Annotated in this window: 11 protein-coding genes; 3 read left to right on the top strand and 8 right to left on the bottom strand. The window is 39.8% G+C overall.

Going from position 1 to position 15,759, the window contains the following annotated elements; all coding sequences use genetic code 11:
• Position 1: 1 nt before the first annotated feature.
• The 7 genes from PSM36_RS15735 to PSM36_RS15705 all read right to left on the bottom strand — a co-directional run bounded on the left by PSM36_RS15735 (position 2) and on the right by PSM36_RS15705 (position 10,708).
• Complete coding sequence (locus PSM36_RS15735; protein ID WP_076931720.1) at positions 2-1,015, bottom strand: NAD-dependent epimerase/dehydratase family protein; 1,014 nt, start codon at positions 1,013-1,015, stop codon at positions 2-4.
• 55 nt (positions 1,016-1,070) lie between these two features.
• Entirely contained in the window at positions 1,071-2,288 is a 1,218-nt protein-coding gene (locus tag PSM36_RS15730) for an Nramp family divalent metal transporter (RefSeq protein WP_076931719.1), read from the bottom strand.
• Positions 2,289-2,430: 142 nt separating this feature from the next.
• On the bottom strand, positions 2,431-3,438 hold the full coding sequence (locus PSM36_RS15725; protein WP_076931718.1) for a glycosyl hydrolase: 1,008 nt from the start codon (positions 3,436-3,438) through the stop codon (positions 2,431-2,433).
• A gap of 318 nt (positions 3,439-3,756) precedes the next feature.
• A complete protein-coding gene (locus PSM36_RS15720) occupies positions 3,757-5,256 on the bottom strand; it encodes a RagB/SusD family nutrient uptake outer membrane protein (RefSeq protein ID WP_076931717.1) in 1,500 nt (499 codons plus the stop codon).
• Positions 5,257-5,290: 34 nt separating this feature from the next.
• Complete coding sequence (locus PSM36_RS15715) at positions 5,291-8,575, bottom strand: TonB-dependent receptor (RefSeq protein ID WP_161947584.1); 3,285 nt, start codon at positions 8,573-8,575, stop codon at positions 5,291-5,293.
• A gap of 219 nt (positions 8,576-8,794) precedes the next feature.
• Positions 8,795-9,994 (bottom strand): FecR family protein, encoded by a 1,200-nt coding sequence (locus PSM36_RS15710; RefSeq protein WP_083711098.1) that lies wholly within the window; start codon positions 9,992-9,994, stop codon positions 8,795-8,797.
• A gap of 120 nt (positions 9,995-10,114) precedes the next feature.
• Complete coding sequence (locus PSM36_RS15705; protein ID WP_076931715.1) at positions 10,115-10,708, bottom strand: RNA polymerase sigma factor; 594 nt, start codon at positions 10,706-10,708, stop codon at positions 10,115-10,117.
• Positions 10,709-10,895: 187 nt separating this feature from the next.
• On the opposite strand from PSM36_RS15705, the gene PSM36_RS15700 reads away from it, so the two are divergent.
• Positions 10,896-11,759, top strand: a complete 864-nt coding sequence (locus PSM36_RS15700; RefSeq protein WP_076931714.1) for an IS4 family transposase — start codon at positions 10,896-10,898, stop codon at positions 11,757-11,759.
• Positions 11,756-12,181: a transposase gene (locus tag PSM36_RS15695; RefSeq protein ID WP_076931713.1), complete on the top strand. Its 426-nt coding sequence runs from the start codon at positions 11,756-11,758 to the stop codon at positions 12,179-12,181. Before PSM36_RS15700 ends, PSM36_RS15695 begins: the two co-directional genes overlap by 4 nt.
• Before the next feature lie 303 nt (positions 12,182-12,484).
• Here PSM36_RS15695 and PSM36_RS15690 read toward each other — a convergent pair whose 3' ends face one another.
• The gene (locus PSM36_RS15690; protein WP_076931712.1) at positions 12,485-14,191 is read right to left on the bottom strand and encodes a transposase; all 1,707 of its coding nucleotides are present in this window, start codon (positions 14,189-14,191) and stop codon (positions 12,485-12,487) included.
• Between the two features lie 178 nt (positions 14,192-14,369).
• Between PSM36_RS15690 and PSM36_RS15685 the strand changes: the two genes are divergently transcribed.
• Complete coding sequence (locus PSM36_RS15685) at positions 14,370-15,464, top strand: Fic family protein (RefSeq protein WP_232001474.1); 1,095 nt, start codon at positions 14,370-14,372, stop codon at positions 15,462-15,464.
• Positions 15,465-15,759 lie beyond the last annotated feature (295 nt).

The raw sequence follows: 15,759 nt of genomic DNA, 5'->3' as shown, positions 1-15,759 counted from the left end.
TTTAGAATTCACCTTTCCTCTCCTGGAAATGGGTGGGTTTATTTATTGTCTTTCCACCTTCCGCCACCCAGCATCCAATCAGCTCAACCATCTGTTTCAGGCTGACATTCGGATAGCCAAAGAGTTTGAAACATTCGGCGGCATTGCTCAGCAGGGCATCAGATGATTCAATGCCTGAAAATTTTGGGGATTTACCGAATATCTTACCAAATTCATTGGCCAGCCATCTTACGGAAATCATCTCCGGACCGGTCACATTTACTACTCTTGGGGGTGTTGAGCAATGTAGCAGCGCTCTTATGGCGATTTCGTTGGCGTCACCCTGCCAAATAACATTCACGTTCCCCATGCTCAAGTCAATCTCTCCTTCCTCCTTGACGGATTTGGCAATTTCCAATAAAACGCCATACGCTACATCATTCGCATAATTGAGGCGGTAAATAAACATAGGCGTGCTGTTTTTACGGGAAAAATATGCGAAAACGCGCTCTCTTCCCAAACAGGACTGAGCATACTCGCCTACTGGCGAAGCCTGCATATCCTCTGTCATTCCCCCGTTCACGACGGGTGATAAGGGATACACGTTTCCGGAAGAGAAAACGACTATATTAGACTTGTGAAATTTTTCGGCTACTTTCCCGGGCAAATAGGAGTTCATTGTCCAGGTATAAGACTCGTTCCCGGACGTACCGAATTTGTGTCCTGCAAGATAAATTATATTCGGAATCTGGGGCAGTTTATCCAGATCATTGTCGTTTAACAGATCAGCCTTAATTGTCTCTATCCCCTGACTATTTAATCTTTCGAAAACGGAATCTTCGGAGAAGCGGGATACAGCAATAATTTTTTTCTCAATTCCAGCCTCATTGATGGCATCCTGAGCCAGCTTTGCCATTGCCGGGCCCATTTTTCCCCCGGCACCCAGGATAAGGATATCACCCTCTATTTTGGCAATGTCATTGGCCAACCTCCGTGAAGGTTTTAGATAATCGCTTAGCACATCTTCTTTTGTCATATTGAACAGAATGTTATTTCAAAAATAAACAGGTTATCGTTTCAGAAACAGCAAATTATTTTAGGAAAATATCGATGAAATTCACCACAGCCAGCAAAACAATCACAATTAACCCGAGCGCTCCCGATATCTTTAAAAAGGGGTTGATCTTATTTTCACCCATGTACTTTTTATCATTTGCAATGAAGAACATGGTAACGCCGATTAAAGGGACGATAAATATTGTAATACTTTGAGCAAAAACAATTAACTCTAAAGGTGCTCCACCGAATAAGATTGAAATGATTGCACCGACGATCATAACCAATGCGATGTAAACGCGCGTTTTACTTGAGCTGAAGGCTCCCCCGCCGCCAAATGCATCACTTAGAAGCGTGCCGCCCACCGTAGCGTTGCCAACAATGGAAGAGAAGCCTGCAGCAAAGAGCCCTATCAGGAACACCGCGGATGCGTATACCCCGAAGGCAGGCTCTAAAGCCATGGACATATCCGTTGCGGTTTTCACCTCGATACCCTGGGGAAAGAGAATTGCGCCGGCACAAATCATCACTATCGCGCTGAGTAACCCAAGAATAATAATTCCGGTCAGGCTGCTGTTTTTTGATCTGCTTTCAAGTCCCTTCGCCGCTTTTTTACGTTCCTGTACCAGGTAAGAGGTATAAAATGCGCCGACAATTGAGAAACAGGATGCCATAAATGCAATGATTAATCCCATTGATCCTTCCGGTATATGTGGAATAATAAAACCTTTAGCCACTCCTGTGACATTAGGCTTCACTTCAAAGAGAGTGATTAAAAATGCCAGCAACATAAGCCCCACCAGAAACATCATCACCTTCTCGAGGACATTGTAGAATTTTCTAAAAAAAAGGAGCCCGATACCAATACAATTGAACACAATAATCCAAATAACATTGCTTGTACCGGTCAATTCACCTATTGCAATACCCACACCCACGGAATTACCTGCCTGAAATGAGGTGCAAACTAAAAAAATCGCGATTCCTATCAGCATAGAGAATCCTTTTCCCCATCTTTCCCCTATCATGGCCAATAGCGTTTTTTCTGAAGCGATCCCGATCCGTTCGGCAATCACAGTATAGACTGCCATGAAAAAGATCGCCACAGCGATAACCCACAATAGTCCATATTCATGGTTTGCGCCAATTTTTGAAGTGATGGTAAGTTTACTGGGCCCAAAAACAAGAGCGGCAACGATCAGCCCAGGACCGATACCATGAATCCAGCTGTTTTTTTCATTGGTTGCGGACATAACACAAAGATGCATTTATCAATAACTTCATGTTACAGAATAGAGAATAGTAACTTTTTCTAATACACTTGCATTCCAATTTCGAATGATACATTAAATATCCTTTAAAATAAGTTGTTCCGTTCAATGATGACATTTGATTTTAATGTGTTGACTTCCAGTTCACCCTGTCTCTGTTTATTGCGTATGGATGGTTGTAGATCTGTTGAATAGTAAGCTCTGTGTTTTCTTTTGTCAGGTGGGTCCACCAACACAAAAACCATACAATCTCAGGGCGTTCGTTCTTCATCCACTCCATCTCGGGTAACCATCCCACTTCTGTCAATGCGATAATTTTGTTTTTGCTTAATTTCTTCATTTCGTCCAGTTCATTTTTCAACGTTTCATCGCTGTCCCAATTTCGCACATCTCTCGGATACCCGTCAAAACCAACAATGTCAACATAGTCATCACCGGGATAATACTCAACTATCGGGTTAGAAATGTTTGGCGACCATACCCAGATCAGGTTGTTCAGTCCATGATGAATTGTATATCTATCATACATTAATTTCCATAATCTTTTAAAATCCTGTTTAGCTCCCCACCAAAACCAACCTCCGTTCATTTCGTGATAAGGTCGCCACAAAACAACTACACCTGAGTCTCTTAGTGTTTTCAGATAAGTTGCGATAGTATCAATATGGGCAATATATTTGTCATGGATTACCGTTTTCTCCTGCAAAAGTTCTCGGAAACGTTCCTTTGTCATTGCTACCTGAGTATCGCTGAATTCTCCTTCATTTGCCGATCCATCCCATTTGTCTGGGCTAACCTGATGCCACGATATGGTAACCAATCCTCCCAGTTTCCACTGTTCAATGGCTGCGTTTGTAATATTCATTCGCTTTTTGAAAGCTTCTTTGCCGTAACTGAAATCTTGACCCAGTAAAGCCGGATATTTGCCAGTAATCCCGAATACCTTGTTTGTCCATTTAGTCACACTGTCAGCCAAATTCTGTTGTCCGGTCAAAACACCATTTCCCTTCAGATCAATAATGTATTTCAATACTTTTTTTACATCCTGAGTGGCTGCAGGATTGACAGGCTCAGTTGAAAATGCAACTGAAGAAATAAAGATGAACAAAATGAAAAAATAAGTCCTTTGCATATTGAATGTTTATGAATATTATATGACTGTTTTGTTAATCAGTGATTAGGCCGATTCACCCGATTATATTCATAATCGGATAATGTGGTGAGAAAAATTACGGTGATTAAATTTTCATTATGGGAAAGAGTTGATAAATACAACTCTTTCCTCAATGAAAATGTACAATGGGCGATTTGAAAACGCTGTCTGAGATACTGATGATCTATTTCTCCATCTGTAAAACAGATATAACAGAAATGAATCAACCTAGACCGGACAAATTTGTTTTATCGTCTTCAAAACATCATTGGTTGAAACCATATGTTCACAATGACTTTAGTATCCGGGGTTTTGAGTCAGATTCTGATTCAAGTCAATGTCCCGCTGCATGATTGGCAACAAATATTGGTTGTCATTAAAATTAGGATGAGGTTCCAGGGAGTTGGGCCCTTTGAAAACATCATCTCCCATTTTCCGACGCTTGATATCCCACCAGCGTTTAAATTCAAAGCTGAGTTCGAGCCTCCTTTCCTCCAGGACAAGGGTCCTGAAATCATCTTTGGAAATTCCGGTATTCACGTCTGCAGGAAAATCGGTTGCTTTTCCTGCCCAGTTCCGTGCTCTGGCACGCACTTGGTTTACATATCCCTGTGCTTCTGCAGTAGGGCCGCTTACCTCATTCAATGCTTCTGCTGCTGTGAGTAAAACCTCTGCAAATCGGTAGATGGCGTAATTATTTTCAGTATCAGTAACCAGGTCACGCGGAACTCCCATTCGCCGCCAGTATTTGGCAATATGCGGGCGTTGTGTACCCTGAAACTTAGTATATGGCACAAGCAGGCCATTATAATGTGCGCTATCGGCAAGAGCCACTTTTTTTCGATAGTCTCTGCTATCCCAGGTGGAATAAACTGCCAACGAAGGGACAGCAACATCAAAGCCTGCGACTTCATCACTACCTGACATTCCCGTAAATGCGGCGTGACTATCATAATCGTAAGGCCATGCTGATCCTCTTTTGTATTCAATAGCAAAAATATGTTCCGGCATACCGTCTTGTTTGCCCGAATCAAAAAGATCTTGATAATCTGCTTCTAGTGAATAGTTTAGACTTCCTGCATTGTCAATTACCCATTTTGCATGATTGTAAGCTTCTTGCCAGTTCCCTATAGTCAGATATACATCAGCCAACATGGTATATGCAGTACCTCTTGATGGCCTGCTACGGATATCATCCAATGGATGTCCCATGGGGAGATTTTCTTTGGCGTAGTTTAGATCACCAATAATATTTTGATAGACAGTTGACTCCGACGTTCTGGAAATAGTCGCTACAGCTTCCGGATCTCTTACGGGTTCATCTATATAAGGGATGTCTCCAAAAAGGCGTACAAGATTAAAATAGGTAAAAGCCCGTACAAATTTTGCTTCCCCAATAAGGGCTTTTATGCCGTCTGTAGGTTCGAGCGCCTCCGCACCATCGATCGCTGTATTAACTGCATCTATAGATTGGTATGCCATTGGCCAGAATGTCCCTATCATAGCATTTGTAGAGTTTGCATTGAAGTCGTTGATTTGAATTCTTGCCGCTACTGTTGAACGATTCCCAATATCAACCATGTCACTGCGCAGCATAATCGCTGCTGCCATTTCTCTTCCCCAATAATTATCCGAGGCAATTTTTCCGTATGCTCCGTAGATTGCCGTCTGCACATCTTTCTCAGATTTGATAAACCCATCAGGAATCAGTCTTCCAACCGGATTTTCCACTAAATCAGTACAACCCAACACGAAAAGTGTTAATAGTGGTAATATATATAATTTTGATAATTTCATTTTTATTGTTTTAAATTGAATTAATCAGACTACATTAAAATTTTACCTGTACTCCAACAGTAACGGATTTCGCACTTGGATAACTTCCATAATCATAACCTAAGTTAACATTACTTGTAGTTCCCATACCGGTAGATCCCAAATAATTCACCTCCGGGTCAAAACCTGGATAATCAGTAAGGGTTATTAGATTCTGACCACTCAGATAAATTCTTGCATAGCTGATACCAGAGCCACGAAGTAACGACTGTGGCAACTGGTAGCCTAAGGATACATTTTTCAACCGGGCATAGCTTCCATCATAAACAAAACGATTTGACGAAATTCTTGAGCGGGAAGCTGTTGCTTTTGGAACATCGGTGTTGGTATTTGTTGGTGTCCAACGGTCAAGCGCCCTGGTAGTAGAATTGTTGAATCCCTGCATTAATTCCAGTTCAAACAAAGTAAAACTATAAATATCATTTCCTTGGGATGCCTGAACAAAAACATTCAAATCAAATCCTTTATATTCAAAGGTATTATTTAAACCCCAAATGAAATCAGGATTGGGGTCACCGATAATCGTCCTGTCATCGCTGTTCAACTGACCGTCAGGCTGACCTGTAAGTACACCATCCTGCTTTCCGTTTATGTCTCGGAATTTTTCACCGCCTGCAACCTGTTCAAAGCCACCGCCGGGAAGAAAAGTATCACCCTCCTGGTAAACCCCATCATAAATATACCCAAAGAACGACCCCATGGGATAACCTTCTCTCAACACATTGGTAGTACCGATTCCAACCATGTGCCCTGGAAATACGCTTCTTAAGACGTCGGCGCCATTAGGTAATTCCAGTACTTTATTCCGGTTTCTAGAGAAATTAAAATCGGTATTCCACTTAAAGTCTCCGTTAAAGTTTACGGTCGACAGGGTAAATTCAAATCCTTTATTTTCGACCGCACCAAAGTTTTTCCACATATTATCGTAACCGGAGTATGAAACCAGGGGAACCTGGAACAGTTGATCGGTGGTTTTCATATAATAATAGTCAGCAACAATTGAAATACGTTGATTAAATAACCCCAAATCAATACCGATATCCTGCTGAGCTGTTTTTTCCCAGGTAAGATTATTATTAGCTACTGTATTGGGCGTGACGGCATTTACAACTTCGTTACCAATTGTAACACTGGGTATTGTTCTCATCAGTGCCAAAGATCCGTAGGCAGCAATCGATTGGTTTCCTGTTATACCATAGCTGCCGCGCAACTTTAGCTGGCTGATCTGAGGTATCTCATCCATAAAACTTTCTTCTGCAATATTCCACGCAATAGCGCCTGATGGAAAAAAGCCCCATTTATTGTTTTTAGCAAATTTTGATGATCCGTCATAGCGGCCTGTGAAAGTAAGCAGGTAACGGTCAAATAATTTATAATGAAGCCTTCCGTAGAAAGACGATAACTCTGATTCTGTTAAAGAGGAAACAGGAGCTCTGTAGTTGGATCCTGCAGATAAGTTCCAAAAATCAAAAGCGTCTGAAAGAAAATTTTCGCTCTGGGCGCGCCAAAATTCAGATTTAGATGACTCGTAAGTATAACCGGCCATTAAAGATATATCATGAATTTCGCTGAACTTTTCACTGAAGGTGAAATAGTTTTCATTGGATAAGTTTGTAACCCTGTTCCCGTCAATGGTACCACGACCATTGATACTTCTGCCGCCATACATGGTTGTGGGTAAGTAGTTTCCGTAGCGGTTAGACCAGGTCTGCGCTCCAAAAGTTGACCGGAATTTTAAATTCTTTGTTATTTGATACTCTCCAAAGAAGTTGGCCTGCAGGTTGTCGCCTTCGCTTTCAATAGCCATTTCCCTCGCAATGGCAACGGGGTTGTCTCTTTCAAGACCAGTCATGAAAGAGCTGTGGTATGACCCGTCTGAATTATAAACAGGAATGGTAGGTTCGGTCAAAACTGTTGCCGACAGGACACCGGTCTGCCCGGCGCCACCGCTCCCTTCCATGTTCACTGTCCCATTTCTTTGCTCTCTTAATGCAAAAAGTTTAACGCCTACCTTGAGGTTCTTAAGCGCTTGTAAATCAAGGTTACTGGTGATCGAATAACGTTTGAATTTGGAATCAATCACAATCCCTTTCTGATCGTAAATAACGCCTGAAACATAATAGTGACTATCGTCGTTACCTCCCGAGATAGAAAGTTGATAATTTTGTATACCTCCCTGCCGGAATACTTCGTCCTGCCAGTCGGTATCTTCATAGTCTGTACCTGTCAGTTTCCCAGGCTCAATTTCATTTACATAATCGATATAATCAGCCGTTTTAAGTAAATCCAGTTTATTAAGCACGTTCTGTACAGAATAGGAGGAGTTAAATTCGATTTTGGCTTTTCCCACTCTACCACTTTTGGTTGTTACCAAAATAACACCGTTTGCTCCGCGTGAGCCGTAAATAGCAGTAGCAGAGGCATCTTTTAATACTTCGACAGACTGAATATCTTCACTCACCGGCATCGTAACGCCAGGGAAACCATCGACAACGATTAATGGGTCGCTTGACGAACTAATGGATTTTGCACCCCGGATACGCACTTTAAAGTCGGCTCCAGGTTCGCCGTTAGTGGCTTGGACATGTACACCTGATGCCCTTCCCTGTAAAGCCTGCATTGCCTGAATTGTTGGGAAGGCGGTTAAATCTTGTGATTTGACACTAGCTACTGAGCCAGTCAGATCTGATTTTCTCATAGTGCCATAACCGACTGCAACAATTTCTTCCAATGTTTTGGTATCTTCCTGTAAAATAATATCAAAGCTTGTTTTACCGGATGTGTTGATTGTCTGGCTTAAATATCCGATATATGATACACGAATATTTGCGTTCTCTTCCACACTGAGTGAAAAATGTCCATCTACGTCTGTCACTGTCCCGTTGGTAGTGCCTATTTCAATGATGTTGGCCCCGATCACGGTTTCACCGTTTTTATCAGTGATTTTTCCAGTGATTGCTTTTTTCTGTTGTGCAACCTCGTCTGTAACCAACTCGGATTTATCCCGGGATATAAGTTTTGTACTTTTATAAAGTGAAACTTGTCTTTCTACCAGGCTATAGTCCAGAGCAGTTTCGTCCAGGATAATATTCAGTATATTACTGATACTCTCTTTGTCTACATGGATAGAGGTTCTTTTATTAAGCTCCGTTTTTGCCTCATCTGTAATTAAAAAGAGGTAATCACTTGTTCTTTCAATCTCGGAGATCGCTTTTGAAATAGTCACATTTCTCAGCTCAAGAGTAAGCTCCTTTTGCTGAGGAAGTAAATTCTCTGCCATTGTGCTAAATAAGCAGACAAATAAAAAGAAAGTCGACAACTTCATGATCTTTAAGCATCGGTTGCATTTTTTATATGCAATTTGTTTAGATTTAATAAATTCTTCCATACATTTGTAATGAATTTAGTTTACTGATTAGGTTTATTTGTAAATTAAGTTTTTTATGATCGGGCAATGTGACAGCATTGTCCGATTTTTTCTGATATCTTATTAAGGGATTTATTTCATAGGCATCTCTTTTTTAATGATATGTATTGTATTATTTTCTCTTTTGTATAGCGTGGAGGAAAGTATAGAAACCGAAGTCATTACACTGTCCAGATTGTTCGAAAGGAATAACTTGCCAGTACAGGTTAGTTCATTTAGTTTCACATCCGTGTTTTCGTCGAATTGTACATTGTAGTAGCGTCCGATTTTCCTCAGAATTTCAGACATGGGTGTACTGTTAAATTCCAGCACACCCTTTCTCCAGCTGATATACTCTGATACATCGACAGTCTCTTTCAGAAAGTTGTTTTCAGTGATATCGATTTTCTCGTTTGGTAATAGCTCGGCTATATGTGTCGACCCTCTCCCTATTCTTACTTTCCCTTCGACCAACACAACGGTCTTACTGCTTTCATCGCTATAAGCAGAGATGTTAAATGAGGTTCCTTGAACTCGAATATCCATATCCTGTGCATGCACGATAAAAGGTACCTGCGCATTGTGGGCAACATCAATGAAAATCTCACCTTCAATGAAAATCTCACGTGTATTCCCATTAAATTCAGAAGGGAAATCAAGTTGTGTCCCCGAATTAAGCCATACTTCAGTCCCGTCAGAAAGTATCAGTTTTGATCTTTTACCGTAAGGAACAACTAATCTGTTTAATTCTGATTTGGCTAACGTCAGCACTTTTTTTGATGATGTACTGTCCGTGACCAAGGCATTTCCATCCTCAGTGAGACCAATTTGTACATTCTGAGCCAGGTTTATTTTTTTACCAGCTGAAATAAGATAAATTTCTTCCTCTGGCAATGTTTCCCCAACAATTATTTCATTTTTCTGCTCTGACATATACCCACTCTCTTTATTCATCTGATTCATAAATAAAAGTGACATAACACCCAGGAGCATAATGGCAGCAGCAGAACTTACCCATATTATCAGTCTGCGTCTCTTGTATTGGTTGATCTTTTGAAAGACCATATCATAAATATCCTTTTTGTCATGTTCTGACAGATGATACTTGTTGATTTCAATGGCATCAAACTGGCTGATGGCATTCTGTAGGGCAACTTCCAAATGTGGATTCTTTAACTTGAAATCTTTCCAGTAATCCTCTGATTCTTTCGTTTGAAATAGCCTCCACTTGATGAAATCTTCATTCTGAAGAAAGTGATCAGTCTGCTGAGATGTATGAATTATTTTATTCACAGCAATTCTTTTTTATATATTGACAATATTAAAATAAATTCGTGGACAAAATTTAATGTTAAAATTGCAATTTTAACATTATAGATATAGAGGTATCAAAAATGAAGATTTGAAAAGCTTCTATCGTATCAGATAGAGTAGAGTGAATAGGAATAAGCTCTCGGGGTGATTATCTTGGGAAGCATACTCGCGTAGTTTCTCCATGGCTCTGTACAGTAATTTTCTTGCAGACTCCTCATTGATATTCAAAACTTCTGCTATTTCCTTGTGCTGCAAACCGATCATATATTTCAGATAAACAGCTTCACGCTGATTTGGTGTTAACTTGCTTAACAATGATTCCACTTTTTTCTTAATCAATTCGGCTTTTTCATTGCTAATGATATCATCCAGTACTGTGACTTGAATGGAAAATGAGTTTGGAAAAGAGACAATTTTCTCCCTGTGCCTCTCCTTTTTATTCAAATTTATGAGGCAATTTTTGAAAGTCTTGAATATATAAGCGGTGATATTTTCTACATGATGAAGCTTCTCTCTGGTAATGTACAGTTTGTAAAAGGTATCCTGCAGGGCATCTTTACATATCTCAGTCGGAATTCCCAAGCTGATTCCATAAGAGAATAGCTCATCTATATGTTTTTTATAGATAAGAGAGAAAGAGAGATTATCTCCCTCTTCCAGGAATTTCTTCCATTGATTATCAATTGATTCCATTTATCTCCCATGTTTGGCGTAACCAACAGCAGAATACAAATTAACATCATTTTTTTTTTACTGGCAAATGTTTAGATATTTTTTCACTACTGACCGACTAAAATAATTAAAGAAGAATCGGGCTACTCCCGTTTTCCGGTTTCACCCGAATGTCGTATTTTTATTGTCGCAAAAAAATAAAATCGACATGGACAAAGTTAACAAAAAGAATTTAGTCGGTCAGCCGGTGTTCAAACAAATTATCAATATAATCCCCAAGGAGAAGTTTGATGAGTTGGTGATAAGAATGAAAACAGACAGGTATTATAAGACCTTTTTTTCATGGGAGCAGTTAATGGTAATGCTCTTTGGCATATTTTCCCGTTGTGACTCGATGGGGGAGGTTTGTGATGGAATGCGGGCTTTGGCGGGTAAGCTGAATTATCTTGGGATGGAAAGTTCACCTGCCAAAAGTACGGCCGGAGACGCGTTACGTGATAGGGACGAAGAATTGTTCCGACTGTTCTATTTCGCATTGATAGCCCATTTTTCTCCATTTTTGTCGGTCAGCCGCAAAAGGAAACGCCGCAAAGAAGGCATTAGTTTTGAAGAATTTTATGCATTTGACTCAAGTACAATAACCCTGTTCTCGGACATAATGAAAGGAGTGGGTCGTAATCCTAAAGGCGAAGGGAAAAAGAAAGGCGGATTGAAAGTCCACATGCTGACCGATATCCATGCCGACACGCCACAATTTGTGAAGATAAGCGAGGCAAAGATGCATGACAAGAACTTTTTGCAATATCTGAATTTGGCTCCGGGCAGCATGATAGTCTTTGACAAGGCGTACAACTATTACCTGCAATATGCCAAATGGACCCAAACGGGTGTAAATTACGTTTGCCGGCTAAAAGACAATGCAAAATATGAAGTTCAGGAAGTCCTGTTTGAAAAGAAGTTGGAGAAAGGTGAATATGGCGTTTTTAAAACGGAGCATATCCACATAAACTATAAGGAAACCGTTGAAATCGAAGTCGAGGGAAAAAAAAGAAGAAGAAATCCAAACAGGTGAAAACTTTATGCTTGCGTTTAGTCTGGTATAAAGATGAGGAAGGCAGAAAATACAAGTTCATAACCAATAATTGGGAAATAACGGATGAGGAAGTTGCCTTGGCTTATAAAAACAGGTGGTTAATCGAGACGACCTTCAAAAGTTTAAAACAGAACTTCCAACTCACCTATTTTTATTCCGACACGGAAAACGGTATAAAAACACAAGTTTGGTGTACATTGATCGCCTTTTTGCTTTTGCAGGTGATTCAAACCAAATCTGAAAGCAAAAAGGCATTTTCAACCATAGCCGCATTGTTGCGAATGCATTTGATAAGCCATTTGGATTTGACTTGGGTTGTGACCGAAGGCAGGCGTGCATATCCCAAACGGATGAAGAGTCGGAACAAAAGCCCATCGGCCGCACAGCTATCATTGTTCTGAGGAATGGGGAGGGTATCTTTTTGGAAAATGAATTTTCATTTTCCAAAACACTATGTATCATCGTAATAAAAATAGAATTTAAAGGATTTAGAATTTAGTCGGTTAATAGTGATATTTCCTTATATTTGTTCCTGATAAATAGATGATAATGAGTATGAAATATGATATTATAGTCTGAAATTTATGATGGAAGGAGTGATATTCTCTAAGTATTTGGGAATGAAATTGGAAAAAGTTTGAATAAGATAAACAAAAAATGATGAATAATATGACCTATGAGTCTGCTCTGAAAACCCCATTTTTTCAAATTGCTGAAAAATGAAGTTTAACCGGACAAATGTGATTGTTTTTATTAATTGAAAGTATGCTTACAATAATATACATATTGAAACATAAATTAATTATATATTGTGGCAGTTTTTGCCAAAAAAGCGCTCTTTGACTTATTCGCGTCATATAATTCACTATCCTGACGAAGTTTATCCACAACGAGCGGGAGTATGCCCATAGTTTGTGCTTGGCAAGTGACCTGTAACGGCTCTTGTCATTCGGGTAATGGTATCCTAACTGGAAAATGCTTGCTTCGACATTGTTCCTGATATTTTTTTCATCTATCGGGATATCGTCCAATTTCTTCCTCAGAGCGGCAGCCCTGAGGTTATCCTCATCGAAGTAGCGGTATTTTCCTTCTTCAGTCTTGATCCTCCATTTCCTCTGTGTTTTGTCTTTGCGGAGTTTTACCCGTTGTGCCTGTATTGTTGTTCCTGTTTTGTTGTCGGTTACTATTAAATTGATTTCATTCTGTTCGTCCAAACGGATGTCATATCTCGGTGCGGGGCCTTGCATGCCTGTGAGTATCAGCTCGATGCCATTTTTATCGCTTTGGCAATACTCCTGATTATCAGCACTGTGGTAAGCCCCGTCGGCATATACTTTCTCTATTTTGTCGGATATTATTTCCTGTGTCCGATCCAGGGCTTGTTCAAGGAAGCCGTTGTCCGGAGCCGATGCCACCGTTACCTCGGTATCGGTTATCAGGTTCAATGCCGTATCTTTGTCATCTCCCGGTTGGTCGCATGTCTCGGTGACGTTCACCGAATACCCTTTGACCTTGTTGCCGTCTTTGTCACGGTAATGGCAGTCGGTGTCATGGGGTGACTGTATGGATTTGGCGCTGACTTTCTCCTTTTCCAGAGGAACGACAGTTTTGTCCCTGCCAACCGAGTATTGTTGTTCGAAAACCGCTTTAAGGGTCTGGTAATGACCATAGTCATGCTTCTTGAAGAGCCCTATAAAACGGTACATCAGTTTGCCCAGTTCAACGAACCTGGCATCAACCTCGGCCTTTGTACTGCGGTACACCACCTTGTTGCCCGTTTCACCCTGTATGCTTTCGATAAGGGAAAACATCTCTTTGGACAGGCTCTTATTGAAGATATGTTCCTCCCTTTCATTGATAAACAGACGCAGGGTTTCATGAATCAACTCGTAACGGGAGTACCAGGCGATATTGCTGCCGACCAGTTTACTGTCCATGCGCACCTGCTTGCCGCTCACCTCAAACTCCAATAGCTGGTCACGGGTGATTTGCCCCTGGCACTTTTTGAACAGGTCTTCGCCGTGTTCCCTTGCATAGTCAACCAGATGGCGACGGAAAAGGTAGTAAGTGGATGAAACAGGCTCAGCGTCCTCTAACGACATCAGACCCAGAGCACTGCGAACAAGTAAATTGTATGCGCAGTTCTCAAACAATTGTGCGTCGCTCCATCCCTGGCCTTCCTTGAGGATCATCATACCGACCAAAATACGGATAGAGGCATTAGGAGCCCCCGTTCCATTAGAATAAAGTGGTCTGAAAATAGACTCATCCACACGCATTACAACATGGTTTCGGAACCGGTTATGCCAGGAGTCATTTTTTAGGTATTCTTTCTTCTTAGAGTCTCTGAAGTACTCCGTCGGTGATGAAAAAATGCCCAATTGAGGGTTTTCGTCCGATTTTTTGAACATATTATACAGTTTTAAGCCCTACTAAGGTAGTGAATAATAGCTATATACACAAATATTTCAAAGAACTTTTCAGGTGAAATTTACCTGATTTATAAAATTTATTGTACAAAAAATTTTAAACTAAATTATCACTCCGACTTTTCGGAGCGGACTCACCTATAAAATACCTAAACTGCCGTTGGAATTAGATGTTGAGACAAAATCTGTATTACGTCAATTAAACGAAGCGAATAAAAAGTTGGCGGAGTTGAAAGGTGTTGCCCTGACAATTCCTAATGAGAATATTCTCATCAATACTTTGGTTTTGCAAGAAGCTAAAGACAGTTCGGCCGTTGAAAATATTGTAACCACCCACGATGATCTATATAAGGCTGATTTAGATTTGAGAGGAATGGCTGTTTCTGCAACCACAAAAGAAGTTTTGAATTATGCAGAAGCATTACGATATGGTTTTCAACTTATACGAAACCACAAGGTTTTGACTAATAACAATATAAAAGATATTCAACAGAAACTGGAAAAAAACAGTGCCGGTTTTCGTAGTGTGCCAGGTACTACTTTAAAAAACCAAGCCGGAGATGTGGTGTATACCCCTCCACAAGATAAGAGGGAGATTGAAAACTATATGGATAACTTACAGGATTTTATCAATGATACTTCTGTAAGTCAACTTGACCCTCTTATTAAGATGGCTATTATTCACCATCAGTTTGAAAGTATTCACCCTTTTTATGATGGAAACGGAAGAACCGGCCGTATAATCAATGTTCTTTATCTTGTCATAAATGGGTTATTGGATTTACCCATATTGTATTTGAGCCGTTATATTATTTCAAATAAATCCGAATATTACAGGTTGATACAATCAGTCAGGGAAACAAATGACTGGGAGAGTTGGATTTTGTTTATTCTGAAAGGAGTTGAAGAAACAGCAGGACAGACAATACAACTTGTAAAAGGGATATCAAAACTTATGCAGGATTATAAGTTTAAAGTACGGGAATTGCTAAAGAAATCCTATAGCCACGAACTACTCAATAACTTGTTTAGCCATCCTTATACGAAAATTGAGTTCGTAATGGCAGATGTCGGTGTAACACGTCTTACAGCCACATCTTATCTGGATAAACTTGTTCAGGCTAAACTATTAGAGAAATTAAAATCGGGTAGGTATAACTATTATTTAAATATTCCATTAATTAATTTACTCATGAATAATAGTGCCGATTTAAGGCATAAAGATGTTGAGCAAATAGAATCGGTGAATGAATAGATATATATAAATTTTTTCTGTTTTTATACATATTGAAGATGACGTATATAGAAAACCGCATTTTTCTATACATGTAAATAAAAATATATATAGAAATTATACGATGATTATACATGAAGATATTCTTGTACATGAACGTATGGTTTATGGTGTATATCAAAAAGTATATTGACAATCAAATAAAGACAAAGTTATGTATTTAATTTTATAAATATGTGAGTTTGAGGTAAGAAATTATATAATAATGCAGTTGCTCCTACGACACAAATTAATCGCCGTGTCTTTTGATAATGGA

This window comes from Proteiniphilum saccharofermentans, from assembly GCF_900095135.1.
GTDB classification, from domain to species: Bacteria; Bacteroidota; Bacteroidia; order Bacteroidales; family Dysgonomonadaceae; genus Proteiniphilum; species Proteiniphilum saccharofermentans.
This window is presented reverse-complemented; position numbering and strand designations above follow the sequence as displayed.

Excerpts from the sequence above, each read along its gene's own strand:
- PSM36_RS15735 (WP_076931720.1), bottom strand. The coding sequence starts at position 1,015 with ATGACAAAAGAAGATGTGCTAAGCGATTATCTAAAACCTTCACGGAGG.
- PSM36_RS15730 (WP_076931719.1), bottom strand. The coding sequence starts at position 2,288 with ATGTCCGCAACCAATGAAAAAAACAGCTGGATTCATGGTATCGGTCCT.
- PSM36_RS15725 (WP_076931718.1), bottom strand. The coding sequence starts at position 3,438 with ATGCAAAGGACTTATTTTTTCATTTTGTTCATCTTTATTTCTTCAGTT.
- PSM36_RS15720 (WP_076931717.1), bottom strand. The coding sequence starts at position 5,256 with ATGAAATTATCAAAATTATATATATTACCACTATTAACACTTTTCGTG.
- PSM36_RS15715 (WP_161947584.1), bottom strand. The coding sequence starts at position 8,575 with ATGGCAGAGAATTTACTTCCTCAGCAAAAGGAGCTTACTCTTGAGCTG.
- PSM36_RS15705 (WP_076931715.1), bottom strand. The coding sequence starts at position 10,708 with ATGGAATCAATTGATAATCAATGGAAGAAATTCCTGGAAGAGGGAGAT.
- PSM36_RS15700 (WP_076931714.1), top strand. The coding sequence starts at position 10,896 with ATGGACAAAGTTAACAAAAAGAATTTAGTCGGTCAGCCGGTGTTCAAA.
- PSM36_RS15690 (WP_076931712.1), bottom strand. The coding sequence starts at position 14,191 with ATGTTCAAAAAATCGGACGAAAACCCTCAATTGGGCATTTTTTCATCA.